General features: G+C 67.0%; 29 protein-coding genes. All 29 read left to right on the forward strand.

Translation table 11 applies throughout. The features are described from left to right. Positions 1-308 precede the first annotated feature (308 nt). A complete protein-coding gene (locus ABD927_RS05575; protein WP_086071362.1) occupies positions 309-1,070 on the forward strand; it encodes a hypothetical protein in 762 nt (253 codons plus the stop codon). A 110-nt stretch (positions 1,071-1,180) separates the two neighbouring features. Next, a complete protein-coding gene (locus ABD927_RS05580; protein ID WP_009461157.1) occupies positions 1,181-1,399 on the forward strand; it encodes an AlpA family transcriptional regulator in 219 nt (72 codons plus the stop codon). Positions 1,400-1,440: 41 nt separating this feature from the next. Continuing rightward, positions 1,441-2,307, forward strand: a complete 867-nt coding sequence (locus tag ABD927_RS05585) for a ParA family protein (protein WP_086071361.1) — start codon at positions 1,441-1,443, stop codon at positions 2,305-2,307. Next, a complete protein-coding gene (locus ABD927_RS05590; RefSeq protein WP_048939778.1) occupies positions 2,291-2,539 on the forward strand; it encodes a hypothetical protein in 249 nt (82 codons plus the stop codon). Before ABD927_RS05585 ends, ABD927_RS05590 begins: the two co-directional genes overlap by 17 nt. Next, the gene (locus ABD927_RS05595; RefSeq protein ID WP_345247182.1) at positions 2,532-4,190 is read left to right on the forward strand and encodes a ParB family protein; all 1,659 of its coding nucleotides are present in this window, start codon (positions 2,532-2,534) and stop codon (positions 4,188-4,190) included. Before ABD927_RS05590 ends, ABD927_RS05595 begins: the two co-directional genes overlap by 8 nt. Before the next feature lie 17 nt (positions 4,191-4,207). Beyond that, on the forward strand, positions 4,208-4,768 hold the full coding sequence (locus ABD927_RS05600; RefSeq protein ID WP_020651215.1) for a DUF2857 domain-containing protein: 561 nt from the start codon (positions 4,208-4,210) through the stop codon (positions 4,766-4,768). A gap of 2 nt (positions 4,769-4,770) precedes the next feature. Further along, complete coding sequence (locus ABD927_RS05605; protein WP_345247185.1) at positions 4,771-5,964, forward strand: STY4528 family pathogenicity island replication protein; 1,194 nt, start codon at positions 4,771-4,773, stop codon at positions 5,962-5,964. Positions 5,965-6,095: 131 nt separating this feature from the next. Next, positions 6,096-6,395: a type II toxin-antitoxin system RelB family antitoxin gene (gene relB / locus ABD927_RS05610; RefSeq protein WP_151181205.1), complete on the forward strand. Its 300-nt coding sequence runs from the start codon at positions 6,096-6,098 to the stop codon at positions 6,393-6,395. Then, on the forward strand, positions 6,382-6,669 hold the full coding sequence (locus ABD927_RS05615) for a type II toxin-antitoxin system RelE/ParE family toxin (protein WP_020651212.1): 288 nt from the start codon (positions 6,382-6,384) through the stop codon (positions 6,667-6,669). Before relB ends, ABD927_RS05615 begins: the two co-directional genes overlap by 14 nt. Positions 6,670-6,697: 28 nt before the next feature. Then, complete coding sequence (locus ABD927_RS05620; RefSeq protein ID WP_087837846.1) at positions 6,698-6,889, forward strand: hypothetical protein; 192 nt, start codon at positions 6,698-6,700, stop codon at positions 6,887-6,889. Positions 6,890-7,012: 123 nt separating this feature from the next. Then, positions 7,013-7,789, forward strand: coding sequence for a PFL_4669 family integrating conjugative element protein (locus ABD927_RS05625; RefSeq protein WP_345247196.1), 777 nt, complete (start codon positions 7,013-7,015; stop codon positions 7,787-7,789). Continuing rightward, a complete protein-coding gene (locus tag ABD927_RS05630; RefSeq protein ID WP_345247198.1) occupies positions 7,786-8,325 on the forward strand; it encodes a DUF3158 family protein in 540 nt (179 codons plus the stop codon). The genes ABD927_RS05625 and ABD927_RS05630 overlap by 4 nt, the downstream gene beginning before the upstream one ends. Further along, positions 8,322-8,705 (forward strand): single-stranded DNA-binding protein, encoded by a 384-nt coding sequence (locus ABD927_RS05635; protein WP_027350504.1) that lies wholly within the window; start codon positions 8,322-8,324, stop codon positions 8,703-8,705. Before ABD927_RS05630 ends, ABD927_RS05635 begins: the two co-directional genes overlap by 4 nt. A gap of 294 nt (positions 8,706-8,999) precedes the next feature. After that, complete coding sequence (locus ABD927_RS05640) at positions 9,000-11,030, forward strand: DNA topoisomerase III (protein ID WP_345247201.1); 2,031 nt, start codon at positions 9,000-9,002, stop codon at positions 11,028-11,030. 807 nt (positions 11,031-11,837) lie between these two features. After that, complete coding sequence (locus tag ABD927_RS05645; protein WP_026353305.1) at positions 11,838-12,089, forward strand: hypothetical protein; 252 nt, start codon at positions 11,838-11,840, stop codon at positions 12,087-12,089. 24 nt (positions 12,090-12,113) lie between these two features. Next, the gene (locus tag ABD927_RS05650) at positions 12,114-12,506 is read left to right on the forward strand and encodes a hypothetical protein (protein ID WP_345247205.1); all 393 of its coding nucleotides are present in this window, start codon (positions 12,114-12,116) and stop codon (positions 12,504-12,506) included. A gap of 250 nt (positions 12,507-12,756) precedes the next feature. Then, the gene (locus ABD927_RS05655; RefSeq protein WP_345247207.1) at positions 12,757-13,473 is read left to right on the forward strand and encodes a DUF5983 family protein; all 717 of its coding nucleotides are present in this window, start codon (positions 12,757-12,759) and stop codon (positions 13,471-13,473) included. A 538-nt stretch (positions 13,474-14,011) separates the two neighbouring features. Continuing rightward, the gene (locus ABD927_RS05660; protein WP_345247209.1) at positions 14,012-14,563 is read left to right on the forward strand and encodes an STY4534 family ICE replication protein; all 552 of its coding nucleotides are present in this window, start codon (positions 14,012-14,014) and stop codon (positions 14,561-14,563) included. A gap of 55 nt (positions 14,564-14,618) precedes the next feature. Next, positions 14,619-15,230 (forward strand): DUF3275 family protein, encoded by a 612-nt coding sequence (locus ABD927_RS05665; protein ID WP_086071347.1) that lies wholly within the window; start codon positions 14,619-14,621, stop codon positions 15,228-15,230. 89 nt (positions 15,231-15,319) lie between these two features. Beyond that, positions 15,320-15,685 (forward strand): hypothetical protein, encoded by a 366-nt coding sequence (locus tag ABD927_RS05670; RefSeq protein ID WP_086071346.1) that lies wholly within the window; start codon positions 15,320-15,322, stop codon positions 15,683-15,685. Between the two features lie 84 nt (positions 15,686-15,769). Beyond that, a complete protein-coding gene (locus ABD927_RS05675) occupies positions 15,770-16,420 on the forward strand; it encodes a hypothetical protein (protein WP_345247213.1) in 651 nt (216 codons plus the stop codon). 69 nt (positions 16,421-16,489) lie between these two features. Further along, positions 16,490-17,599 (forward strand): DUF6094 domain-containing protein, encoded by a 1,110-nt coding sequence (locus ABD927_RS05680; protein ID WP_345247215.1) that lies wholly within the window; start codon positions 16,490-16,492, stop codon positions 17,597-17,599. A gap of 101 nt (positions 17,600-17,700) precedes the next feature. After that, positions 17,701-18,006: a hypothetical protein gene (locus ABD927_RS05685; RefSeq protein WP_086071343.1), complete on the forward strand. Its 306-nt coding sequence runs from the start codon at positions 17,701-17,703 to the stop codon at positions 18,004-18,006. Positions 18,007-18,116: 110 nt separating this feature from the next. Then, the gene (locus ABD927_RS05690; RefSeq protein WP_345247216.1) at positions 18,117-20,390 is read left to right on the forward strand and encodes a helicase-related protein; all 2,274 of its coding nucleotides are present in this window, start codon (positions 18,117-18,119) and stop codon (positions 20,388-20,390) included. Positions 20,391-20,528: 138 nt separating this feature from the next. Beyond that, on the forward strand, positions 20,529-21,113 hold the full coding sequence (gene pilL2 / locus ABD927_RS05695; protein WP_345247218.1) for a PFGI-1 class ICE element type IV pilus protein PilL2: 585 nt from the start codon (positions 20,529-20,531) through the stop codon (positions 21,111-21,113). Further along, positions 21,110-21,757, forward strand: coding sequence for a hypothetical protein (locus ABD927_RS05700; protein WP_345247220.1), 648 nt, complete (start codon positions 21,110-21,112; stop codon positions 21,755-21,757). Before pilL2 ends, ABD927_RS05700 begins: the two co-directional genes overlap by 4 nt. 14 nt (positions 21,758-21,771) lie before the next feature. After that, positions 21,772-22,518: a TIGR03759 family integrating conjugative element protein gene (locus ABD927_RS05705; protein WP_425570187.1), complete on the forward strand. Its 747-nt coding sequence runs from the start codon at positions 21,772-21,774 to the stop codon at positions 22,516-22,518. Further along, complete coding sequence (locus ABD927_RS05710; protein ID WP_345247224.1) at positions 22,503-23,081, forward strand: lysozyme family protein; 579 nt, start codon at positions 22,503-22,505, stop codon at positions 23,079-23,081. Before ABD927_RS05705 ends, ABD927_RS05710 begins: the two co-directional genes overlap by 16 nt. Beyond that, a complete protein-coding gene (locus tag ABD927_RS05715; protein ID WP_345247226.1) occupies positions 23,078-23,629 on the forward strand; it encodes an integrating conjugative element protein in 552 nt (183 codons plus the stop codon). The genes ABD927_RS05710 and ABD927_RS05715 overlap by 4 nt, the downstream gene beginning before the upstream one ends. Positions 23,630-23,635 lie beyond the last annotated feature (6 nt).

Below are 23,635 nucleotides of genomic sequence, written 5' to 3' on the forward strand. Positions count from 1 at the left end.
GTAACGCCCTGGCTCGAACGCGAGAAGACCGAATCCGTCTTTCGCCGCGATGGCGTCTGTAGCAAAACCTCGGTATCGAGCCATCCTGCCATGTGCAGTCAACCGCTTGAAGCATACCGCCACGCAGAGGCTCGGTGCTGGTGGACAAGCGCCATATCGACAGAGCGGCTGCTCTGCCGAACATCCGTCATCCTGGCCTTTCCCACAAGCCAAGCCGCCACCGTCTCGCGCCGTGAAGGCGCGTCCCGGCAGCGATTCCAATCAACGAGGGAAGCAGATGTCCTGAATCCGGTTACCAGGGAGCAGTCATGCGCAAGTCATCTTCTTCCGGCGCCCACGCCAAGGTCTTCTACCGTCCGATCGAGGCGGCCATCCAGTGGGCAGGGCTGTCGCGTTTCGAGCGTCGCATCCTCGATGTCGCCAAGGGGATGAACCGCTTGCCGGAGCACCCCGAACTGGCACGCTGGCCACAGCTTCGCCTGAACGCGGAACGGATCTACGACGCACTGGTGCATCTCGACCTTCCCTACGGCAAGGACGGCATCACGAGCAACGACCCCGCCTTGCTCGATGACCCCAGCCTCACGATCCGACATGTCGATCTGAAGGCCTGGATGATCCGCTTCTATCCCGACCAGCGACCGGCCTTCCTGTTCGATGCCTTCGAGCGTCACCTGCATCCGGCCGTCAGTGTCGATGCTGTGCAGGCACTGGTCATGGATCGCGAGGCATTGAAGCTCCAGCTTGCCGACAGGGTGCAAGCCTGGGATGCGCTCTATGCCCAGTTCCAGACGCTCAGCCAGGAGCACCAGGCGCGCACGGAGCGCGAGAAGCGTTCCGGGGTGCCGGGCGCCCGCAGTGAGTCCACCTACTTGAACATCGTTGGCGGTCTTCTGACCCTGCTGCTGGGCAAGTCGCCCAATGGCGTTCCCTATTCGTCCTTCGAGACGCTGGAATCGGTCATCAGTGCGCTGGTTGCCCATTACGGCGACAAGTCCGGGATCAGCGAGCGAACGCTGTGGGCGAAGTTTTCGGCAGCCAGGCGTCATCTCGCCACCCAGGACCGCTGACTGCAAGTGCAGACGCCGAGCCTGCACTTGCGGTGACTGCGCGGGAACCGCGCTATTGAATACGGGGCACGTCCATCACCGCCGCTACACAGCGCCAAGGAGTGCCCCTCGTGACTGCCCAGACCATCGCCACCGCGACGCCGAACGAACACCGCATCCTGCGCCGCGCGGAAGTCGAGGCCAAGACCGGCTTCAAGCGCGCCCACATCTACAACCTGATCAAGGAGGGCAAGTTTCCCAAGCCCCTGCGCCTCGGGGTACGCGCCATCGGCTGGGATTCGGTGGAGATCGATCAGTGGATCACCGATCGACTCAGGGAACGGGCGTGAGCCCGCGCTCCGTCGGAATCCCTTCCACGAGGAGTCGCGCCATGCAGGTGGTATCCATCATCTCGACCAAGGGTGGCGTCGGCAAGACGACCACCGCAGCGAACCTGGGCGGCTTCATCGCCGATGCAGGGCTGCGCGTGCTGCTGCTGGACCTGGACGTACAGCCCACCTTGTCGAGCTACTTCACGCTCGGCACGCATGCGCCTGCCGGCATCTACGAGATGCTGGCCTTCAACGAGCAGCGTATCGAGCAATTGGCTTCGCAGACCGCTGTGGCGGGTCTCGACCTAGTGGTGTCGAATGACCACCGCGGCGAACTGAACACACTGCTGCTGCACGCACCCGACGGCCGGCTGCGCCTGCGTCACCTGCTCCCCGCGCTGGCGCCGCACTACGACCTGCTGCTGATCGATACCCAGGGAGCGCGCAGTGTGCTGCTGGAGATGGCGGTACTGGCCTCCAGTCTGGCGCTGTCACCTGTGACGCCGGAAATCCTGGCGGCGCGTGAGCTGAGGCGCGGCACGCTGCAACTGATCGAGGACATCGCTCCGTATCGGCACCTCGGCATCGAGCCGCCACCGCTGCGCTTGCTCATCAACCGTGTGCATCCGGTTTCGTCGAACGCCCGACTGATCCAGCAGGCCCTGCGACAAGTGTTCCAGGCGCACGCTGGCATACAGGTCCTGAACACCGACGTCCCGGCCATCGAAGCCTACCCACGTGCCGCAACACGGGGGCTGCCAGTGCATCGCGTCGAGTATCGGCAACCAGTAGGCCGCAACGCGCCTGCGGCATTGGAGACGATGCGTGCGCTGGCGGGAGAACTGTTCCCGGCCTGGCGGGAACGCTTTGCGTGCGTTACCGGCAGAGGTCACGCAGCGGGAGCCAGTCATGGCGAACGCGCATGAACTGGCGCGCGGCCATGCGCGGCTGCGTACCCTGATCGAGTTCGCGCTGGGCGAAGGCTGGCACGTAAAACGCACGCGCGGCGGGCACCTGGTGTTCACCAAGCCCGGCTGCGCCGCGATCTACACCAGCTCGACCGCGAGCGATCACCGCGCGAGCCGCAACGCTCGCGCGCAGCTTCGCCGCGCCGATCGTCAGGCACCAGCGGCATCTCGGGAGAGCAGCGATGGCTGAGCCGACGCCTCAGGACATGGCCGCCAAGCTGCTGACCAAGGGCTTCGACCGCAGCGGCCCGTCGGCAGCGATCTTGAGCGACCCCATCGCCGACACGCCGATGGTGGTGACGCTGGACGAGCTGCGCCCCTATGAACACGACCCACGCGTGACGCGCAACCCGGCCTACGAGGAAATCAAGGCCTCGATCCGCGAGCGCGGGCTGGACGCCCCGCCCGCGATCACCCGCCGGCCGGGCGAGGCGCACTACATCATCAGGAACGGCGGCAATACGCGGCTCGCCATCCTGCGCGAACTGTGGAGCGAAACCAAGGAAGACCGCTTCTTCCGGATCGCGTGCCTGTTCCGCCCGTGGCCGGCGCGCGGCGAAATCGTGGCGTTGACCGGGCACCTGGCCGAGAACGAACTGCGCGGTGGGCTGACCTTCATCGAGCGCGCCCTGGGCATCGAGAAGGCGCGCGAGTTCTACGAGCAGGAAAGCGGCCAGGCGCTGTCACAGAGCGAACTCGCACGGCGGCTGACGGCCGACGGCTATCCGGTGCCACAGTCACACATCAGCCGCATGAACGATGCGGTGCGCTATCTGCTGCCGGCGATACCGAACCTGCTCTACGGCGGCCTGGGACGACATCAGGTGGACCGGCTCGCGGTACTGCGCAAGGCGTGCGAGCGCACCTGGGAGCGGCGTGCGCTGGGCCGCACCGTGGCCGTGGACTTCGCCACCTTGTTTCAGGACGTGCTGGCGCAGTTCGACACGCAGCCGGATGACTTCTCGCCGCAGCGGGTGCAGGACGAACTGGTGGGCCAGATGGCCGAACTGCTGGAGGCGGACTACGACACGCTGGCGCTGGAGATCAACGACAGCGAAAGCCGCCAGCGTGCGCTGACCAGCGAACCGGCGGCGCCGACGCCTCCGGCAGCGCCTGTCGTGCCTGCTGCTACTTCCGCACCGGTCTCCGCGCCTCAGCAGCCACCCGGGTCGTCCGTACCGCGCGACACCACGCCGGTCGCGCCTTCGGCGCCAGCAGCGACACCGCCTGCATCGCCCGAAGCGCTGGAGGACCAGCACGGACCACGCGACGAGCGCCTGCAAGGGCACATCGTGACACCGGCGCCGACCACCGAGCGCCTGCAATCCATCCAGCGGATGGTTGCCAACCAGCTTGGCGACAAGCTGCCCGACTTCGAGGCCGATGCGCTGCGCGCGATCCCCGTACAGGTCGGCGGGCTCTATCCCATCTCGGACGTCTGGTACGTCGAGCCGGGGCTGGACGTGCCGGATCGCCTGCGCGTGCACATCGCGCAGTTCGCGCGCGAGATCGCCGAGGAAGCGGCCGTCGCCGACCACATCGAGGCCAGCGTCGGCGGCATCGGCTTCGTCTGCGCGGCGCCGGCCGTGGGCCACGCGAAGGCGCTGCCAGCATTCGCAAGGGCGGTGCTGACCCTGCTGGATGCGCTGAGTTCGGCGCCACCCGCCGCGAACGGATTGGACCGCGCGCGGCTGGCCGACGAACTGGCGGCGCTGCTCCATGGCCACGGCGGCTCGGCTACACGTCTGAGCGATGCTGCGCTGGTGAAGCTGTTCCGTCTGCTGCGCTTGGCGCGCCGGCTACTGGATCTGGAAGCCGGCGTAGCGAGCCAGGATTCCTGAGCGCAGGAGGCTCCCGCATGTCGGCACCGCACCCACTCAACCAGGCCGTGATCGCCCAGGCCCTGCATGACCTGCGCAACGGCCAGTTGCGCCGCTGCAAGGCCATGGGCTTCGGCGAGGAGGAACTGGATGCGCTGAAGCACCCCGAACTCGTGAGCATGCTGGTGAATGCCACGGTGTCGTGGTGTTCGGTGTCGGTGAACCGGGAAGTGTTGAAGCGGCTGCTTAGCCAGGTGCACGACGTGGAGCGGGAGATCGCTACGGTGGACCGCATGCTGCGCCTGGGGGCGAGCACGGAGATGGTCAGCAAGTTCTACGGCCTCACGCATCAGGAAGTGGCGCTGCGCCGCGACATCCTCGGGCTGCCCAAGCGCAAGGGTCGGCATCCGGTGCTCGACGAGGCGCAGGACGTGGCCTTGTGGGAACGCTGGAAGGCCGGCGTCGCCGAGCGCCATGTCGCCCTGACCGACGACATGGCGATGCTGGCACTGACCATGGACCTGGCCGAGGCCATGAGCCTGCCGATGTCGGTGATCTGGTCGGCGATACGGAACTGGATCGACCAGGGGCTGGTGTAGCCATGGCCACGTCCGGCACACCACGGCGCGAAGGTCCCGTTGCGCTGTCGGCGGTGTTCGACGAGGCGCTGCGGCACCTTGGGCCGCAGGAACCGGCACAGGGCACCGCGCCGGCCGCCGACGGATTCCTCTACAGCGGCAACCGCCATGAGAGCGTGCCGCGCCGACTGTTCCTCGACCGGCGCCTGACCCCGCTGGAGCGCAACGCCTGGCAGGTGTTCCGCCTGCAGCTCAACGACGACGGCGTGACCGCCTTTCCCACCTACGACCAATTGCGCCCCTACCTGGCCTCGATGCCCTGCGGGGCGCAAGCCTCGCACGAGACCGTGGCGCGCGCCCTGACGCTGCTGCGGCTGACGCGCTGGCTGAGCCTGGTGCGACGACGGCGCGACCCGAAGACCGGCCGCATCCAAGGCAACCTCTACGTGCTGCACGACGAACCGCTGTCGCCCTTCGAGGCGATGCAACTCGATGCCGACTACCTCGGACTGGTCAGCCAGGCGCTCACGCACGCGGCGAAGGCGGTGCAGATCGTGGGCATGAACACGCTCAAGGAGATTGCCGAAGACCCGCTGCTCAGCGGCCGCACGCTGCCGACCCGCCTGCAGGTGCTGGCGCAGCGCATGGCGCCGCATGGATGGACGACGCCAGGTTATCCACAGGAGGGTGCGGACCACGAATCCGAAGAAGGCCAGGAAGCCCTTCTTCGGAATGCTGCGCGCCCGTCTTCGGAATCCGAAGCAAGGCCGAAACCCGCGCCGGATAGCTCTCTTCGGATTCCGAAGGAGGACCGTACAGTACGTAATGATCGTATAAATGAAGTACGTACAGTACCGCGCGCGAGGGCCTTGCAGAACCTGCGGCTGCCAGACCGCTTCCAGCGTTTGAAGCACGAGCAGCAGTCCGGCGCGCTGGTGGCCCTGCGGCAGGTGGACGAAGCCCAGCGGCAGGCGGTGCTGGACGAATGGGAGGCGCGCTGCTGCAACAGCTCGGTGCGCAACCCGGCTGGCTACCTGTTCGGCATCATCCAGAAGGCGATCCGTGGGGAGTTCAAGGCCTGGGCGGGCGACAGCGCCACGGTGTCGCCTGCTTCCCGTCCACCCGCGCCGGCACCGGCGCCATCAGCACCGCCGGTATCCCCCGAAGTGGCGCGCGCCCACCTGGCGCGGCTGCGGGCGGCCCTGCGCGACCCGTGACCGGCCGAGCTATCCCCAGGGGATAGCTGGGACAGGGAGCCTTCTGGCCGGCAGTCGGCCCGGCCCTGGCTCTTGCGCGAGTCTCAATTGAGATACAAAATACAGCCTGATGCACAAACAGGAGAGCCGAGATGGCCGCACAGACTTCGATGCTGCATATCCGAGTGGACGACAAGCTCAAGGCCGATGCCGCCGAGAAGCTCGCCGGGGTCGGCCTCACGGTTTCGGATGCCGTGCGCATCCTGCTGACCCGCGTGGTCAAGGAAGGTGCGCTGCCGGCCGGCCTTACGGTCGACCCGGACGCCTACGACGCCTGGTTTCGGGCGAAGGTTCAGGAGGCGCTGGCCGACACACGGCCGCCGGTGCCGCACCAGCAGGTCATGGACGAGGCGCAGGCCCTGATCGACAGGAAGCGGCGTGCGCGTACTTGAGTGGCGGCAAGCTGCCCGCGCCGACCTGCTGGCGATTGTTGACTACATCTCGGACGACAACCCCGATGCCGCGCAGCGGTTGAAGGACGACATCGAGGCCAAGGCCGCGAAGCTGCCGGAGCGCCCGAAGCTCTACCGGCCTGGCCGCGTGGCCGGCACGCGGGAGATGGTCGTGCGTGCGAACTACGTCGTGGTCTACATGGAGGACACCCGCGCGGTGTCCATCCTGCGCGTGTTGCACGCCGCGCAGCAGTGGCCGCCGGCACGGGAGTGAAGGCGGTTTTCCTCACTGGAGATTCACCATGAATGCCAAGGAGCCTGAAGCAGCCAAACTCAAGGCGCTGCAGGAAGCAGCTTGCATGGGCTGGGCCGACATCGCCGCCGGCCGCCATGCCGGTGTCGCCGACGGCCAACTCGAAGGTTTCATTGCACAGTTGGGACAGCAGACGGCGCTTGCCGTCGCTACCCGCCGCGAGGCTATCCCCAGGGGATAGCTGGGACAGCCAGCCTTCCCGGCACGGACAAACCAGGCGCACGCCGATTGCGGTTTGTTGACTGACGGCCTTCCGGTCGGTGCCGATGCTGGCGACTCGTTCCGTTAATGCGAGTCGTCACCCATGGCCAATGAACCCCTGCAATTGAATCTCGGGTCGCTGCGTAGCGCGATGTCGCTGACGCTGCACACGCACCACGCCTCGCGCATCTGGCATGGCCGAGCGCCAGCGGAAGGACGCGCCGGCATCATCGGCCTCAACGGCTTCATCAGCGCGATGAACAAGATGAAGCGCGGCGCCGAGCAGGACGATCCGTACTCCGATTTCTGGATGCTGCGTATCGAAGACAAGCTGGAGCAGACTAAGAGCACGCTGCAGGCGCTGCGCGAACAGGTGGATCAGGCCTTGGCCGACGTGCCAGCGGCGCTGTCTCTGGGCGAGAACATGAACGTGCAGCCGGTGAAGCTGCCGCTGTTCGTGAATGCCCAGCTCGGCTTCATGGCGGTGTATTTGCTGGCCGACTACGACGACCTGGCACGCAAACTCATCTTGGCGCACCACACGGCGCTGATCGACCGCAGCACCTTGGAGCGCTGGCTCAATGACGGCGCGCACGCGCTGCGCAGCCTGTTCTCGCTGGCCCAGCAGTACCGCTACTCGGGCACGACGCGCGACGACTTCGCTGCGAAGAACGCCGCGGCGCGAGCGGCGCTGGAGGAGTTCGGCGAGTTGCCGCAGGACGTGCTGGAAGGCACGCGCCGCTCGCGCTTCGCGCCACCCATCGCACGGCGGGCGAACCGGCCCGGTGCGCCGGCTGCGGCGCCTGCCGCCGATGCGGTGAAGCTTGCACCGAAAGATGGCGCATCCGATGGGGCACCAGACGAGGATGCCACGACATGACGGCATTGACCCCTTCCGCGCACTTCGTTCCGCTGGAACAGACGGACTTCCGGCGGGTGGAACATGCGGCCTACCTAAAAGGCCTTTTACAGCCCTTTAAGGGTAAGGGGAGTCTGGAGACCTGGGCCAGCCAGTGCGCAGCGCTGCGCGACGACCTGATTGGCCTGGCGCAGCGGCGCGTGCTGCCCCAGGCGCGGGCCTACCCCTTCAGCCTGCTCGACGTGCAACTGGCCCAGCAGGCCACTGGCGCAGGGACGACCTTCCTGCGCTGGCGCAACCTCGACCGTTCCTCCATGGGCGTGGCGTTGTGGGAGGCCCTGCTGGCCAACCCCGCGACGCCGGCCTCGCTGATCGACGAACTGTACGCGATGGAACTGCAGCGCATCGTGCTGAACATGCAGATCAGCCTGACCCACAGCATCGCTCGCCAAGCCCTGGAATGCGCCAACAAGGCCGCGCAGGCGGAAGCGGCCTACCTGCGGCGCGTCCACGGGCATACCGCGTCCGTTCCACCCACCACCAAGGAGTCACCATGAGCACGCACTTCGTCGGCGAGGGCAACATCGGTTCTGCGCCGGACTACCGCGAATTCCCGAACGGCAACGACGAGCCACGCCGGCTGCTTCGCTTGAACGTCTACTTCGACAACCCGATCCCGAAGAAGGACGGCGAGTACGAAGATCGCGGCGGCTTCTGGGCGCCCGTGGAGCTGTGGCACCGCGACGCCGAGCACTGGAAGACGCTGTACCAGAAAGGTATGCGGGTGCTGGTCGAGGGCCGTACCGTGCGCGACGAATGGGAGGACGCCGACGAGAACGAGCGCGTCACGTTCAAGGTCGAGGCGCGGCGCGTGGGCATCCTGCCGTACCGCATCGCGTCGGTGGCGCTCAGCGCCAAGCCAGCCGGCGGACAGTAGCTCGCCAATCGCCGCCGCCCCGAGGGCGGCTGTAGCAACTGTCATGCGCCCGCGATGCACCAGCGAGCTATCCCCAGGGGATAGCTCCAAGGTCGTCCACGGCGTTCCAGCCGCCCTCCCGAAACGACGCTCTTGCTGTGCCAGCTCCTGCGGTCTATGCGCACCGCTGCGGCAACGGACCGCCTGCCGATCACAAAGCGGCGTCTGCATCAATCGGCTTCCTTGCTGCCGGCATCTCCTGGCCCTGCCAAGCTGGCGCCCATCCAATGAACCGCACATTTTCAAGGAGGCTTCATGCGCGTGTTCCTGTGCGAGAAGCCGTCCCAGGGCAAGGACATCGCCCGTGTGCTGGGCGCTGGCCAACGCGGCAACGGCTGCTACAGCGGTGCGGGTGTCGTCGTGACCTGGTGCATCGGTCATCTGGTGGAGGCAGTTCCACCCGAAGGCTACGGCGAGCAATACAAGCGCTGGGCCATCGAGCAACTACCCATTGTTCCTGAGCGTTGGCGTGTCGAGCCCAAGGCGGCGACTGTGGCGCAGTTCAAGGTCGTGCAGCAACTCGTCGCCAAGGCGGGCGAACTCGTGATCGCGACCGACGCCGACCGCGAGGGCGAGATGATCGCCCGCGAGATCATCGACCTATGCGGCTACCGCGGGCCGATTCAGCGCCTGTGGCTGTCGGCGCTCAACGATGCGTCGATCCGCAAGGCGCTGGGTGCGCTCAAGCCGTCCGCCGAGACGCTGCCGCTGTATTTCTCCGCACTCGCCCGATCGCGCGCCGACTGGCTGATCGGGATGAACCTGAGCCGCCTGTTCACGCTGCTGGGCCGCCAGGCCGGCTACAACGGCGTGCTATCGGTCGGGCGCGTGCAGACGCCGACGCTCAAGCTGGTCGTGGACCGTGATCGCGAGATCGCGCGCTTCGTCTCGGTGCCGTTCTGGGCGACCGAGGTCGCACTGTCGCATGCAGGCCAGACCTTTGTCGCAAGCTGGACGCCCCCCCAGGGCAGCACCGACGAAGCCGGCCGTTGCCTGCGGCAGCCGGTGGCGCAGCAGGCCGCCGAACGCCTGCGCGCGGCCGGCACCGCCCAGGTGCTGTCGGTGGAGACCGAGCGCGTGCGCGAAGGCCCGCCGCTGCCGTTCGACCTGGGCACCTTGCAGGAAGTGTGTTCCAAGCAGTTGGGCCTCGACGTGCAGGAGACGCTGGACATTGCCCAGGCGCTGTACGAGACGCACAAGGCGACGACGTATCCGCGCTCGGATTCGGGCCACCTGCCTGAGAGCATGCTGGCCGAGGTGCCGGCCGTGCTCGACAGCCTGGTGAAGACCGATCCCAGCCTGCGGCCGCTGATCGACCGCCTGAACCGCCAGCAGCGTTCGCGGGCCTGGAACGACGGCAAGGTCACGGCGCATCACGGCATCATCCCCACGCTGGAGCCGGCGAATCTCTCGGCGATGACCGACAAGGAGTTGGCCGTCTACCGGCTGATCCGTGCCCACTACCTCGCGCAGTTCCTGCCGCATCACGAGTTTGACCGGACGGTGGCGCAGCTCACGTGCGGCGGGCAGTCGCTGGTGGCGGTCGGCAAGCAGATCGCGACGGCCGGATGGCGCCAGGTGCTGGCGGCGCCGGCCCTTGACGACACGGACGGAGAGGATGCACGGCGCGGCCAAGTATTGCCAGCGTTGAAGGCTGGCGATGCCTGTCAAGTCGGTCAGGTCGAGCTGAAGGCATTGAAGACGCTGCCGCCCAAGCCCTACACGCAGGGAGAACTGGTCAAGGCCATGAAGGGCGTCGCCAAGCTCGTGACCGACCCGCGCCTGAAGCAGAAGCTGAAGGACACCACGGGCATCGGCACCGAGGCGACGCGCGCCAACATCATCAGCGGGCTGCTGGCCCGCGGCTATCTCTTGAAGAAAGGCCGCGCCATCCGTGCATCGGATGCGGCCTTCACGTTGATCGACGCCGTGCCGGCGGCCATCGCCGACCCGGGGACCACGGCGGTGTGGGAGCAGGCACTGGACATGATCGAGGCCGGCCAGATGACGCTGGACACCTTCATCGCCAAGCAATCGAGCTGGGTCGCCCGGCTCGTGCAGCAGTACCGCGGCGCCACGCTGGACCTCAAGCTGCCGCCCGCGCCGGACTGCCCGCAGTGCGGCGCCCCGATGCGCCAGCGTAGCAGCAAGAGCGGCGTGTTCTGGTCGTGCAGCCGCTACCCGGACTGCAAGGGTACGCAGCCGGTCGAAGATGCCGCGGCAGGCAAGCGCGGCGCATCCAGCCGCACCTACAGGGCACCGCGCCGGCGCCTCCAGGCGAACTGACGCCCACGTCTCCCTCTGCCACGCCGGCTCTTGCGGACGGCGGGGCAAACCTCCCGCGCCCCGCGGGACTCCCCAGCGCGCGTTCCCTTCTGCAACGGTGCGCGCGTCCTGCACAGGCCAATCACGGCTTGCAGGGCGAGAAGGTCATTGCTCCGTCGAATCGCGCTCGCCGCGATTCCGCTGATCGACGTGCTTCCGTCCATCCGCGAGCGGTCTCCTGACGCCTCGGCCCGCAAGGCTGCGAGGTGCCAGGAGACCGCTTGCGGTCGACGGTATTCGGTGCCGGTGCCCGCCGGCGGAACAACGGGTTCCCTTTGTGTGTGGATGCACGCCAGAGGATGCCGGCCCCAGCCACGAAACGGGCCGGGTGAGATTGCTGACGCAGCGAATGGCTTTGACGACGGCCTGGCCTGCTTGCAGCCCACAGGTGGATTGATTCTTCTCCAGCCGAAGCCCTACGTGGCTTCGGCGCCTTTGTCGTGGGCGGACAGATCGTGCACTGCTGCTGCCGGCAGTGCTCGGGCCAAACCGGACGGCGGGCGGTTCCGTTTGATCGGCGACGGTGCGCCGCCGCGCTTCCATCCTTCCCGCATGTGTCGCTGACGGTCGTCAGCACCATGCCCTGGCAGCTCCGGTCTTCAAGGCTGCAACGCGCCTCGCCGCGTTGACCGATCCAGTCCGCCTCGCACCGACCACCGCGGACGCGCGTCGCCACGACGCGGGTGCTTTCGATGTTCAACCTTTCGGGAGGTCTCCGCTCCCGACAGGGCGTGGTGCTCCCGGTCTTCAACCAGCAGGAGAAACCATATGTCCCTCGCGTTCGCATCGGCACCTTTGAGTGCTGAACAGGCCCGCGCCGAATCCATCGGCTACCAGGCCCTGGCCTACGTTGGCAAGCGCCTGCCCCTGCAGGTGCTCTGCAGCGCAGCCGGCCACTACATCGGCACCGCCGATGCGGATGGTCCCGTCTCGCGCGAGTCGGTCAGCTTCTTCCGCTCGCACCACGCTGCCGAGCACGCCCTGCAAACGGGCCGCTGGCAGCAGCGCCTCCACCCCTGAATCCCATCATCAGGAGCCCCCGTCATGAACCGCGCTCTGCCTCAAGAGGTACTTGATCAGATCAAGCTGGAAAACCAGCACTTCGCCGCCGCGCCCCAAGCCTTCTTCGAGGCGTGGAAACGCGGCGTCAACATCGCCGGTGCCGAATGGTTCGGCGACGGCACACGCGAAGGTCTGCAGCGTGCCACCACCAAGTGGGACCTGCGGCCCAACATGCTGATGCTCAACGACGCCCTGGGTGTGCTGAGCAGCGGTCAACACATGTTCCTGTCCGCAATGGTGAGCTTCTACAACGCCCGCGAGGGCGGCGCGATGCTCAAGCGTTGCGGCTTCGAGGGGCTGTCGGACTTCGGCGGCCTCGACCTGGAGCGGCGCAAGGTCATCGCCGACCTGACGCTGCACTACAGCGGCTGGTGAGCCGCGCCTGGCAACCCACCGTCCTTTCATCCCACCCCACGAGGGACATGCGTCCCCGTTCGGGGCCATGTCCCTCCTTCTTTTCGCAGGAGCGGCCATGGCCCGAATCAGCATCTTCCACTGACCTGCACCGCCCGCCACCAGGGCGGCCCGACGCCGCGGCCGGTTGACCGGCTGCCACTTCATCCACCCGCTGGGGTTCAATCCCCGGCAGGGGATTGCCTCGGCCATCCTCTGCTGGAGTAATCCCATGTCCCGTTCCAACAACCCCTTCGTCCGCGGCTACGATGGCCTGTCCGTGCACCGGCTGCTGGCGATTTCCTACGACGACGATTGCCCGCTGAGCTATCTGCCGCTACACGTCTCGCAGTCGCACCTGCCGGACAGCCAGGTCGAGCGCCATGCCTGCGTCTTCTGCGACGACTTCGCGCTGATCACGGAAGGCCAGAACGTGCCGCCCGAGCTGGGCGCGCAGTGCCCCAGCCACGGCATCGCCCGAAACCTGGTCTACGCCGTCATGGCCGAAGAAGCCGGCCAGCCGCTGCACGTCGGCGATACCTACTCCGAGGAAGCCGCGCGCGAGGTGGTGCGCCGCCTGCGCTTCGAGACCGGGTTCTACAGCCGTGCCTGGGAAATCAGTTCGGCGCACATCACCGAGGAGGCCGGTCGGTTCCTCGCCGAACTGGCGGACATCGCCACGCCGACGCGCTTCCTGTTCATCGCCTTTCGCATCCCATACTCCCCGGCAATTGGCGTGAAGCTGATCTCCACTCCATGGACGGATGACAACCTGCAACAGGTTGAAGGCATCACCGCCGCGCGCCTGCGGCAGGAGCACCGCAGGAAAGGCATGCCCGAATGCCTCGTCGATGTGCTGCACCTGGCCACACTGGCCGACGTTCGCATTCTGGTGTTCGACGCCGATGCGCCGATCCTCGAAGGATTGACGCTGTACGAAAACGAGTAACCCCCTCTTGAGCCCCTGCGCGGGGCTCACTTTTTGGTGGAACGCGGTGCCGGCGCATTGCAGATTCCCGGCGGACGACCGCCACCATGTGCCGCACGCTGGCCGCAAGTTCGCTGGCGTTGCCGGCAGCATGCCCGGACAGTCGAGACCATCGAGACTGCGGCGCGATTCGCCGTGCTGGTTGCTTCGTTCTCCGGGCGCCCCCCTGGACCCCGATCCGGGGCCTCATTCTTCCCGGCAATGCGGATAGCCGCGAGTGCCGATTGCCGCTCGCCTGCGCACCGTCCCGGCGCCACGCTTTCGGCCATGTTCCGCTGACGTCCGTCAGCGACATGCCCAGGCAGCCACGATCTTCAAGGCTGCGACGTGGTTCCGACCGCGTTGATCACCCCAGTTCGCACCGGCATCCATGCGCGAACGGCCATCGGTTCTCGATGGCGATGCCACCAGGCTGCTCCATCAACCCACGCGGGGGTTCCACACCTTCCCCGCCTTGGGTCGGGTGTGTCTCCGCCTCATTGTTCCCAGGAGATTCACCATGACCACTTCCAACGAAAAGTCCTACTTCGATCTGCACATCACCGGCCTCGGGTATCTCAATCGCATCCGCGAAGTGAAACCCAGGAAAGGCGATGCGTTCCTGGCCTGCGACATCGCGGCTCTGAACGGTCCCAGCGATGACGTCTCGTATGTGCGTTTCGACACGCGCGTATCGGGGTCGGAAGCGCAGCACCTGGTGCGCCGCTGCATCCAGGCGGTCGACGCCGAGAAGAAGGTGATGATCGGCTTCCGCCTGGGCGACCTGTGGACCGACACCTTCACCTACTCCAAGGGCAAGCGTGCCGGCGAGCAGGGGGTGAGCCTCAAGGCCCGCCTGCTGTTCGTCAGTTGGATCAAGGTCGACGGCAAGCTCGTCTACAAGGCCGAGCCCAAGCCGACCGAGACCGACGAGCGCGACCCGGAAGTCCCTGCGACGTCCGATGCGCACGCCGCGCAGCAGGCCTCGGCACTGGAGCCTTCCAGGCCCGACGCCGATGCTGCCGACGAAGCAGCCGATGCCCCCGCATTGGCCGTTGCCGAGTCGTTCTGATCCGCAAGGCCCCATTCCTGGGGCCTTGTCTTCTCTTCGTCAGCAGGAGACCTTCATGATCACCATCCCCGGCCAACTGGCCATCAAGACCATCCACGGCAGGAACGGCGACTTCAACGTCGGCCGCCTGGCAACCTCGATCGGCGAGTTCGTCGTGAAGAACGCCGAACTCGATCAGTACCACGAGGGCAAGTACGACGGTGATTTCGTCATCGTCGAGATTCGCCCCTCCACGTACAACGCCAACGGCCGCATGGTCATCGAGATCCGCGCCCATCTGGGCGGGATGACGCTGTCCAACATCGACGCCCTGAGCCGCGACGAGGCCCGCCGGCTGAGTCCGCAGGAAGTCGATCCGATCGACGAGGAAGCGCAGGCGCCCGTGCCGGCATCGCCCCCGGCCAAGCCGAAGGCGAAGCCGCGCAGTCCGCGCGATCCCCTGGTCGATACCACGCCGTTCGGCAGCGAACCGGCTCCCGTGTCCGCTGCGGCCTCGGCCGAGGCAGACGACGCGGCGCTGTTCGGTGCCTTGTGGCCCCTGGGCGAGACCGTGAAGCTCGATGCGACCGTGGATCGTCGTGTGCTGCGTCAGCAGCGCGACCGTCTCGACAAGCTGGGCTACGAGTTCGCTCCGTTGTCCCAGGACTGGCACCTCAAAGCTGCCTGATCCATCCACCGCCTTGCGCGGCATTCCGCCACCCGCCGGGGTTCTCCCCCGACGGGGAGGGCTCCGGCCATTTCTTCAAGGAGACCTTCATGGGCTGGACCTTCGTTCGTCAGACGCGCGATCAGGTGATCCGCGAGCTGCTCGCTCCGCAGGCGTCCGAACGCGCTTGCTGCGAAGTCATCGACCACACGCTGGACGGCGACGTTCTGTGGACCGTGGTTCGCGTCACCGCCAGGCAGGCGGGCGTCATGGGCCTCGCGGCCGGTGAGTCCGTCTGCTACATCGGTTGCCATCTGTTGGAAAGCGCGGGCCTTGAGTGGGGCTACAAGTCACTCGATGAGTCCGTGCATCCGTACTACTACTCGTGCCCGCTGCGCTATCTCGACATGGCGCCGGTGCAAAGCCCCGAGTGGCGCGAGCGGGTTCACCGCTTCCACGCGGGGCGCGCTGTCTAGCGGCACGCATCTTCCTTCACCCAACCGGGGCGAGCATGGCCCCACGGGCTGTGGTTGCTCCTTCTTTTCCAAGAGGACATCACCATGCCTGCACCTTCTTCCGCGAAACCGTTGTACCGCATCGACGAATGCCCCGACCTCATGGCCGACGCTTGCGTCGGTGACGAGCAGGGCAATCTCGTCTTTCTCTCGATCTGGGCGCGCGACACCGCTGTTCAGGAGTTCCTCGCCCGCCTGACCCTCGGCCGGGATGAGCAGGGACTGGATCAGTTCCACGTCATCACCGAGCAGGGCGCATCCATCCCGGTCTTCGTCGGCAACGTCGAGGACCTGGAAAAGCGCATCACCCGCGCCTATCGGCGAACGCTGTTCGGTTCGCTGACGAACGTGTGGCTGTTCGATCGTCGCTGCGTGAAGCCAGACAAGGCCAACGCCAGCGCGCTGGCGCTTCTGCCCAGGGATTCCGCGCACCGGCTCGACCGGCTGTGGACGCTGGTGCAGGAGACCTGCCCGCTGCCACTGCTCGACCACTGGCGCGACACCGTGCTGGCGCTGTTGCAGACACGGCGGATGCTGACCGGTCTTCCCTTGGCCCTCGGGCCGCTGGAAGGCCATCGGCTGGCCCTCGATGTCCCGGCGCTGACGAAGGCGTTGGGCGAGCTGATCCGCAACGGCACCCTCGGCGCCACGCAGTACGAACTGGCCGCGAACGCACCGCTTCGGCGTGTGGCGTGAGCCATCCCAACGGGCGGGCATGCGCGCCGCGCGTGCCCGCCTTCCCTCATCCATCACCAGGAGAGATCCATGGCACTCATGTTTCCGCGCCTGGCGCGCAACTTCATTCGTAATGGCTACTTCCCCACCGACGAACCGACGCTGGAGCGGGCCTTGTCCGCACTGGCGCCGTCTCCCGGCTCCATGTCCATCCTCGATCCCTGCGCTGGCGAAGGCGTGGCAATTGCGGAAGCGGCCCATGCCCTCGGGCGCGAGCAGGTCCAGGCCTTCGCCGTCGAGTACGACGCCGAGCGTGCCCGCCACGCACGGCAACTGGTCGATCGCTGCATCCACGGCGACCTGATGGACACGCTGATCTCGCGCCAGTCCTTCGGGCTGCTGTGGCTGAACCCGCCGTATGGCGACCTGAGCAAGGACGTGAACGGCAACATCGGCTATCAAGGCCAGGGCCGTGCGCGGCTGGAAAAGCTGTTCTATCAGCGCGCGCTGCCGCTGCTGCAGTACGGTGGCGTGCTGGTCTTCATCGTGCCGTCCTACGTGCTCGACGCCGAGCTGGTCGGATGGCTGACGCGCCACTTCGCCGACCTGCGCATCTACCGTGCGGTGGAAACGCAGTTCAAGCAGGTGGTGATCTTCGGTCGCAGGATTCGTCAACGCGACCAGGCATCGGATTCGGTCAAGGCCACCCGCGGTCTGCTGCTGCAGATCGGACAGGGTGACGCCGAAGCCGAGGAACTGCCGCTCGAATGGCCGTTCCTGCCGTACACCGTCCCTGCCAGCCCGGCCGAGCCGGAGCACTTCTATCGCGTGACGATGGAGCCCGAGCAGTTCGCCGATGAAGTCGGCCGGCTACAAGGTCTCTGGCCGGCGCTCGATACGCACCTGGGCGCCGCGCAGCAATCGCTGCGTCCGCCCGCGCGGGCCTTGTCGCACTGGCATCTCGCCCTGGCCTTGGCCGCAGGCGCGATCTCCGGCGTAGTGACGTCCAAGAGCGGGCGCGTGCTCGTCGTCAAAGGTGATACCCACAAGGAGAAGACCCTCCAGACGGAGTACACCGAACGCGACGACGGCTCCGTGGCCGAGACGCGCATCCTCACCGACAAGTTCGTGCCGGTCATTCGTGCATGGGACTTGACGCTGGGCTCGCCCACGTGGGGCGAAGTGCTGACCATCCGCTGATCGCTGTTCCCTGACGGTTCGCCGTCGCTTTCATCCACCCACCGGGGTCACGCTGCCCCGATGAGGTGCCGTGGCCCCTTCTTGCAGAAGGAGATACCACCATGGCACTCGCAGTCCTCAACCTCGCGTCGCACGCACGCTTTTCGCCCGGGCAGGTGGTCATGACCGCCGGCGTCGACGAACTGGTCCGACAGGGCCGGCTCAACCCCACGCCGTACCTGCGCCGCCATCTTCATGGCGACTGGGGCGACCTGGACGACAGCGATCGGCGGCAGAACGACGCCGCGCTGAAGTCCGGCGAGGATCGTCTGTTCTCGTCCTACCAGGTCACGTGCGACCTGAAGCTCTGGATCATCACCGAATGGGATCGCAGCGTTACCACACTGCTGTTGCCCAGCGAATACTGATCCGCATCCAGCGGCACCTACACGTTTCTTTGCCGCGTCTTTCTTCGCACCCAGGGGCATGTCACCGCCCCGTGTGGGAGGTGCATGCCCCATTGCCTTGGAGCATCACCATGTCCCTCGATCTCGAAACCGTTCCCGAAACCGCTGTGCAGGGCGACCTGCTCGAAGCGGCCGCTTCACCCCTCACACTCAGCCTGCAGGACTTCGTGTCCGAGTTCGGCGACGAACTGCTCGACTCACTCAACCGCGCCAATCCGCCGGTCTACACCGGCCAGGTGCGGGCGCATCGGCAACTGATCCTCGCCGCGCTCAAGCGCAAGCTGTTCCCGGCGCAAGCCGATGTGGTCCACGCCGTCACCGAGTTGTTGGTCGACCGCGGCGAACGCGCCGCGATCGTCAATGGCGAGATGGGCTGCGGCAAGACGACCGTCGGCATCGCCACGGCCGCCGTGCTCAACGCCGAAGGCTACCGCCGCACCCTGGTGCTCTCGCCACCCCACCTGGTCTACAAGTGGCGGCGCGAAATCCAGGAAACGGTGGCCGGTGCCAAGGTCTGGGTGCTCAACGGCCCAGACACGCTGGTCAAGCTGCTGAAACTGCGCGAGCAGTTGGGCGTGCCGGCCCAGGGCCAGGAGTTTTTCGTCCTGGGCCGCGTGCGGATGCGGATGGGGTTCCACTGGAAACCTGTCTTCGTTCGGCGGCGCACGCCTCACGGTGACGTGGCGGCGTGCCCGGATTGCGGCCACATCATCACCGACCTCGACGGCGAGCCGATCAACCCGGTCGAGCTGGAAGCCGAGGAGTCCCGCCGCAAGTGCAGCCACTGCCGTGCACCGCTGTGGTCGTTGATCCGTCCCAGAGGCCTGTCCGCCAGCGACCAGTCCTCGACCGTGCTCAAGGCACTGAAGCGCATTCCTACCATAGGCGAAGTCACCGCGCAGAAGCTGATGCAAAAGTTCGGTGACGCCTTCCTCGCGTCGATGCTCGGGGACAACATCCACGAGTTCATCAACCTGATGGATGGCAACGGCGAGCTGGTCTTCTCGGACCGGCAAGCCCACCGGATGGAACGCGCGATGGCCAACATGGAGTTCGGCTTCGGCGAGGGCGGCTACCAGCCGTCCGAGTTCATCAAGAGGCAGCTTCCCCAAGGCACGTTCGACCTGCTCATCGCCGACGAGGCGCACGAGTACAAGAACGGCGGCTCCGCACAGGGCCAGGCCATGGGGGTGTTGGCGGCCAAGGCGCGCAAGACGCTGCTGCTCACCGGCACACTGATGGGCGGCTACGGCGACGACCTGTTCCACCTGCTGTTCCGAGCCCTGCCGGGGCGGATGATCGAAGACGGCTACCGGCCGACGAAGAGCGGCAGCATGACCTCGGCCGCGATGGCGTTCATGCGCGATCACGGGGTGCTCAAGGACATCTATTCCGAGAGCACCGGCACGGCGCACAAGACGGCCAAGGGCACCAAGGTATCGGTGCGCACCGTCAAGGCGCCGGGTTTCGGTCCGAAGGGCGTACTGCGTTGCGTCCTGCCGTTCACGGTCTTCCTCAAGTTGAAGGACATCGGCGGCAATGTGCTTCCGCCCTACGACGAGGAGTTCCGCGAAGTCGCGATGGACACGGCGCAGGCCGCGGCCTACCGCGATCTGGCCGGTCGCCTGACCCAGGAGCTGAAGCAGGCCCTGGCGAAGCGCGACACGACGCTGCTCGGCGTGGTCCTCAACGTGCTGCTGGCCTGGCCGGACTGCTGCTTCCGGTCGGAGACGGTGGTGCATCCGCGCACGCGCAACACCTTGGCGTTCGTACCGGCTCAGTTCAACGAACTGGAGGTGATGCCCAAGGAACGCGAACTGATCGAGATCTGCAAGCAAGAGAAGGCGGAAGGTCGCAAGACCCTGGTCTATTCGGTCTACACCGGCACGCGCGACACCACGTCGCGCCTGAAGGTGTTGCTCGAGCAGGAAGGCTTCAAGGTGGCGGTGCTGCGCGCGAGCGTGGATGCCGCCCGCCGCGAGGACTGGATCGCCGAGCAGTTGGACCGTGGCATCGACGTGCTCATCACCAATCCCGAGCTGGTGAAAACCGGCCTGGACCTGCTGGAGTTCCCGACCATCGTGTTCCTCCAGTCGGGCTACAACGTGTATTCGCTGCAGCAGGCCGCCCGGCGCTCCTGGCGCATCGGCCAGAAGCAGCCGGTGCGCGTGATCTACCTCGGCTACGCCAACTCCTCGCAGATGACCTGCCTGGGGTTGATGGCCCGGAAGATCATGGTGTCGCAAAGCACGTCGGGCGACGTGCCGGAATCGGGGCTCGATGTCCTGAACCAGGACGGTGATTCCGTCGAGGTGGCATTGGCACGACAACTCGTGGCGGCATGATCCATGCCTCTCATGCCGGCGGCCCATGGTCGCCGGCATTTTTCCTGGCAAATCGGGAGCCGATGGATTCGCTTTGTTTGCTGCGGCAGAGGGCCGGCGCGGCGATGGTGATGGCTCGTTGTTTCAGGACACCGATCCATGCGCCCATCCCGCCAGCCCTTCCGTATCGCCGGACGCAGCCACCTGATCCGTCTGCCCGGCTTGCTCCTGGCCGCCATGGCCAGCGGCTGCGCGATGACGCACACCGTGCCGCCAGCACCGGCATCCGAAGCCACCGACATCGCGCCCGAGGCCGTGGCGGAGTTCGTGCCAGTGACGCGGTATGGCCGCTACACCCTGGTCGAACTCGCGCCCACGGCGGCCCAGCACGACCTGTTGCTGCAGGTGGTGGATGTGGAGATCCCCGGCACGCTGGGCGCCACCGTCGGGGATGCCCTCAGGCACCTCGTCCTGCGTTCCGGCTACCGGCTGTGCGATGAGCAGTCCGCCGATCTGCTGGCCTTGCCGCTGCCGGCGGCTCACTACCGGCTCGGCCCGGTCCTGCTGCGCGATGCGCTCTTGACACTGGCCGGCCCCGTCTGGGATCTGCAGGTCGACGACGGCGAGCGGAAGGTGTGCTTCATCCGCAGCCTCAGGGAGGCTCATACGCCGCACGAGCCCAAGCCACCGAAAATCAACCGTTCGGCGGAGCCCCCTCCGCTGATCCGGGAGGTTTCGCCATGACCATCCGGGATTCAGCGACGGGCCAGCGCACGACGCTGCTGCGGGTCACGACCGCAACCTGGTTGTTGCTCGTCAGCGCGGTGGTGCTGGTGGATCACATGGCCCTGTCCGGGCTGGCGGAACAGGCTCAGGCCTCCGCGCCCACCGCGCAGGTGTCCCTGCTCGAATCCAGACTGGAGGGTCTCTCGCATCGGATCGAACAACGCCACACTCAACCCGCCGCCTTGCCGCAGGCACGCTACGAGCAGGACACCGCGGCGTTGGACCAGCGGCTGGCGGCGATCGAGCTGGCGCAAGCCCAATACGCCGCCACCGATGCGCTGCACGCATTGGAAACCCGCGTCACGCGACTGGAAGCCCGCCCGGTCTCGCGCCAGCCCAAGCTGCCCGCACCACGGCCATCCCAATCCGTGGCGGCCCAACCCAAGCCTGTTGAGCCTTCATTCCGCCTGATCGGAGTGGAACTGCGTGCGGGAGAACACTTCGTGTCGGTGATGCCTGCCGATGGCACCGGGCTGGCCGATGTCCGCCTGCTGCGCGCCGGAGAGTCGGAGGGTGGCTGGCGACTGGACGGGATCGAGCGCGATGGTGCCGTCTTCCGGCAGGGAGACGAGATCCGCAGGCTGCCCATCCCGCCCCGATAGAGAGGTTCACGCCGATGGTCCCGCGCCACTTGATCCCGCCATTGATGGCCGTGTTGCTGGCCGCCTCCGCCATGCAGGCGGCGCTCGCGCAGCCCACCGGCGCAACCACCGCGGCCAGGACGGCGCCGAGCCGTGAAGCGCCTGCGGCCATCGCTCGCAGCGACGAACAGCGGGCGCAGGACTGGGGGCTGCGCACGGACGAATGGACGCGCTACCGCGATTTGATGCAGGGGCCGCTGGGCGTCTACTCGCCCAGCCTCGACCCGCTCACGGCCCTCGGCATCGAAGCACGTTCCGACGAGGATCGCCGCCGCTACGCGGAATTGCAGGTTCGGGCCGAAGCCCGGCGGGTCGAGAAGACGCTGGCCTACCAGCGTGCCTACGACGCCGCCTGGCAACGGATCGCGCCGGGCATGGCGAGGGTCAACCTACCCGGTGCCAAGCCGACCGGCGCGGGCACCGCCATCGCATCAGGCACCGACCGAACCGCCGTCTTCGTGAAGGATGGCTGTACCGCCTGCGACCAGGCCGTGCAGCGGCTGCAGGCGTCGGGCGTCGAGTTCGATGTCTATGTCGTCGGCAGTCGCGCCGACGACGCGCGCATCCGTGAATGGGCACGCCGGGCCCGTATCGACCCGGCGAAGGTGCGCGCCCGGCACATCACCCTCAACCACGACGGCGGCCGCTGGCTGTCCCTCGGCCTGCAGGGCGAACTGCCCGCCGTCGTGCGCCAGGTCGGCGGCCAATGGCAGCGACAGTAGGCCTCGCGCGTCTCCCGCTCCTGCTGCTGGCCTGCTGGCCACTCGGCCAGGCGAATGCCGGGGAGGTCCCGCCGCCGGCCTACCAGTTCGCGGCACAGCGTGCGGGCATTCCGGCGGCGGTGCTCTACGCGGTGGCCTTGCAGGAGAGTGGCACCCGGTACCACAACCGCCTCGTGCCCTGGCCCTGGACGCTCAACGTGGCCGGGGCATCGCATCGATTCGCCACCCGTACCGAGGCCTGCGCCGGTTTGCACCTGGCACTGCGCAACGTGCCGCGCACCCGCATCGACGCCGGCCTGGGCCAGATCAACCTGGGCTACCAGCGACACCGCTACGACCATCCCTGCGAACTGCTCGATCCCTATCGGAACCTGGCGCTGGCCGCGCAGATCCTGCGCGAGCAGCACGCGCCGGGCCAGGACTGGCTGATCACGATCGGACGCTACCACCGTCCCGCCGGTGGCGCACCCGCTGCGCGCTACCGCCAAAGCGTTGGACGTCACCTGGCCCGCGTACTGGGCGAGCCAGCGCGGGGCTCGGATACCCGGAGAACCCTGCCATGAAGCCTCGAATCTTCCGTCCGGCTACGCGGTGGCTGATCGGCTTGCTGCCGCTCGTGTCCGTGCCAGCCGCTTTCGCACAATCGCCGCCCTTGATCGTCGTCGAGGATCACGGCGGTGCCTCCGCACTGCCTTACTACCAAGCCCTGGACCTGCAACCGCGCACCGGAAGCAGGCCATCTCCCAGGATCGAGATGCCACGCCTGCCCGAAGGGCCTTCTGGCGAGGCGGCCATGCTGCCGGTGCGTTCTGCCCATTTGGCCCCTGGCGATGTGGCTCCCCGGGCGATCCAGGCGCCGGGGCTCACGCCGATGTTCCTGGTGGGTGATGACCAGCGCTCCCATGCCTGGCTGCGCCAGCGTGCCCCGGCGCTGCGCGAGCTCGGGGCCGTGGGGTTGGTGGTCCAGGTCGAGTCACCGCAGGCACTGGCGTCACTGCGTGCCCTGGCGCCCGGGCTGATGCTGGCACCGGCGTCCGGGGACGAACTGGCCGGGCGCCTGGGGCTGCGCCACTACCCGGTGCTGGTGACCGCCACCGGCATCGAACAGTGAGAACTG

This window comes from Pigmentiphaga soli (assembly GCF_039541095.1).
Taxonomy (GTDB): Bacteria; Pseudomonadota; Gammaproteobacteria; order Burkholderiales; family Burkholderiaceae_B; genus Pigmentiphaga; species Pigmentiphaga soli.

Coding starts and splice junctions, on each gene's coding strand:
- ABD927_RS05680 (WP_345247215.1), top strand. CDS start 16,490: ATGGCACTCATGTTTCCGCGCCTGGCGCGCAACTTCATTCGTAATGGC.
- ABD927_RS05715 (WP_345247226.1), top strand. CDS start 23,078: ATGAAGCCTCGAATCTTCCGTCCGGCTACGCGGTGGCTGATCGGCTTG.
- ABD927_RS05630 (WP_345247198.1), top strand. CDS start 7,786: ATGACGGCATTGACCCCTTCCGCGCACTTCGTTCCGCTGGAACAGACG.
- ABD927_RS05645 (WP_026353305.1), top strand. CDS start 11,838: ATGTCCCTCGCGTTCGCATCGGCACCTTTGAGTGCTGAACAGGCCCGC.
- ABD927_RS05585 (WP_086071361.1), top strand. CDS start 1,441: ATGCAGGTGGTATCCATCATCTCGACCAAGGGTGGCGTCGGCAAGACG.
- ABD927_RS05595 (WP_345247182.1), top strand. CDS start 2,532: ATGGCTGAGCCGACGCCTCAGGACATGGCCGCCAAGCTGCTGACCAAG.
- ABD927_RS05605 (WP_345247185.1), top strand. CDS start 4,771: ATGGCCACGTCCGGCACACCACGGCGCGAAGGTCCCGTTGCGCTGTCG.
- ABD927_RS05650 (WP_345247205.1), top strand. CDS start 12,114: ATGAACCGCGCTCTGCCTCAAGAGGTACTTGATCAGATCAAGCTGGAA.
- ABD927_RS05660 (WP_345247209.1), top strand. CDS start 14,012: ATGACCACTTCCAACGAAAAGTCCTACTTCGATCTGCACATCACCGGC.
- relB (WP_151181205.1), top strand. CDS start 6,096: ATGGCCGCACAGACTTCGATGCTGCATATCCGAGTGGACGACAAGCTC.
- ABD927_RS05640 (WP_345247201.1), top strand. CDS start 9,000: ATGCGCGTGTTCCTGTGCGAGAAGCCGTCCCAGGGCAAGGACATCGCC.
- pilL2 (WP_345247218.1), top strand. CDS start 20,529: ATGCGCCCATCCCGCCAGCCCTTCCGTATCGCCGGACGCAGCCACCTG.
- ABD927_RS05590 (WP_048939778.1), top strand. CDS start 2,291: ATGGCGAACGCGCATGAACTGGCGCGCGGCCATGCGCGGCTGCGTACC.
- ABD927_RS05675 (WP_345247213.1), top strand. CDS start 15,770: ATGCCTGCACCTTCTTCCGCGAAACCGTTGTACCGCATCGACGAATGC.
- ABD927_RS05690 (WP_345247216.1), top strand. CDS start 18,117: ATGTCCCTCGATCTCGAAACCGTTCCCGAAACCGCTGTGCAGGGCGAC.
- ABD927_RS05665 (WP_086071347.1), top strand. CDS start 14,619: ATGATCACCATCCCCGGCCAACTGGCCATCAAGACCATCCACGGCAGG.
- ABD927_RS05710 (WP_345247224.1), top strand. CDS start 22,503: ATGGCAGCGACAGTAGGCCTCGCGCGTCTCCCGCTCCTGCTGCTGGCC.
- ABD927_RS05655 (WP_345247207.1), top strand. CDS start 12,757: ATGTCCCGTTCCAACAACCCCTTCGTCCGCGGCTACGATGGCCTGTCC.
- ABD927_RS05700 (WP_345247220.1), top strand. CDS start 21,110: ATGACCATCCGGGATTCAGCGACGGGCCAGCGCACGACGCTGCTGCGG.
- ABD927_RS05635 (WP_027350504.1), top strand. CDS start 8,322: ATGAGCACGCACTTCGTCGGCGAGGGCAACATCGGTTCTGCGCCGGAC.
- ABD927_RS05575 (WP_086071362.1), top strand. CDS start 309: ATGCGCAAGTCATCTTCTTCCGGCGCCCACGCCAAGGTCTTCTACCGT.
- ABD927_RS05685 (WP_086071343.1), top strand. CDS start 17,701: ATGGCACTCGCAGTCCTCAACCTCGCGTCGCACGCACGCTTTTCGCCC.
- ABD927_RS05670 (WP_086071346.1), top strand. CDS start 15,320: ATGGGCTGGACCTTCGTTCGTCAGACGCGCGATCAGGTGATCCGCGAG.
- ABD927_RS05600 (WP_020651215.1), top strand. CDS start 4,208: ATGTCGGCACCGCACCCACTCAACCAGGCCGTGATCGCCCAGGCCCTG.
- ABD927_RS05625 (WP_345247196.1), top strand. CDS start 7,013: ATGGCCAATGAACCCCTGCAATTGAATCTCGGGTCGCTGCGTAGCGCG.
- ABD927_RS05620 (WP_087837846.1), top strand. CDS start 6,698: ATGAATGCCAAGGAGCCTGAAGCAGCCAAACTCAAGGCGCTGCAGGAA.
- ABD927_RS05705 (WP_425570187.1), top strand. CDS start 21,772: ATGGTCCCGCGCCACTTGATCCCGCCATTGATGGCCGTGTTGCTGGCC.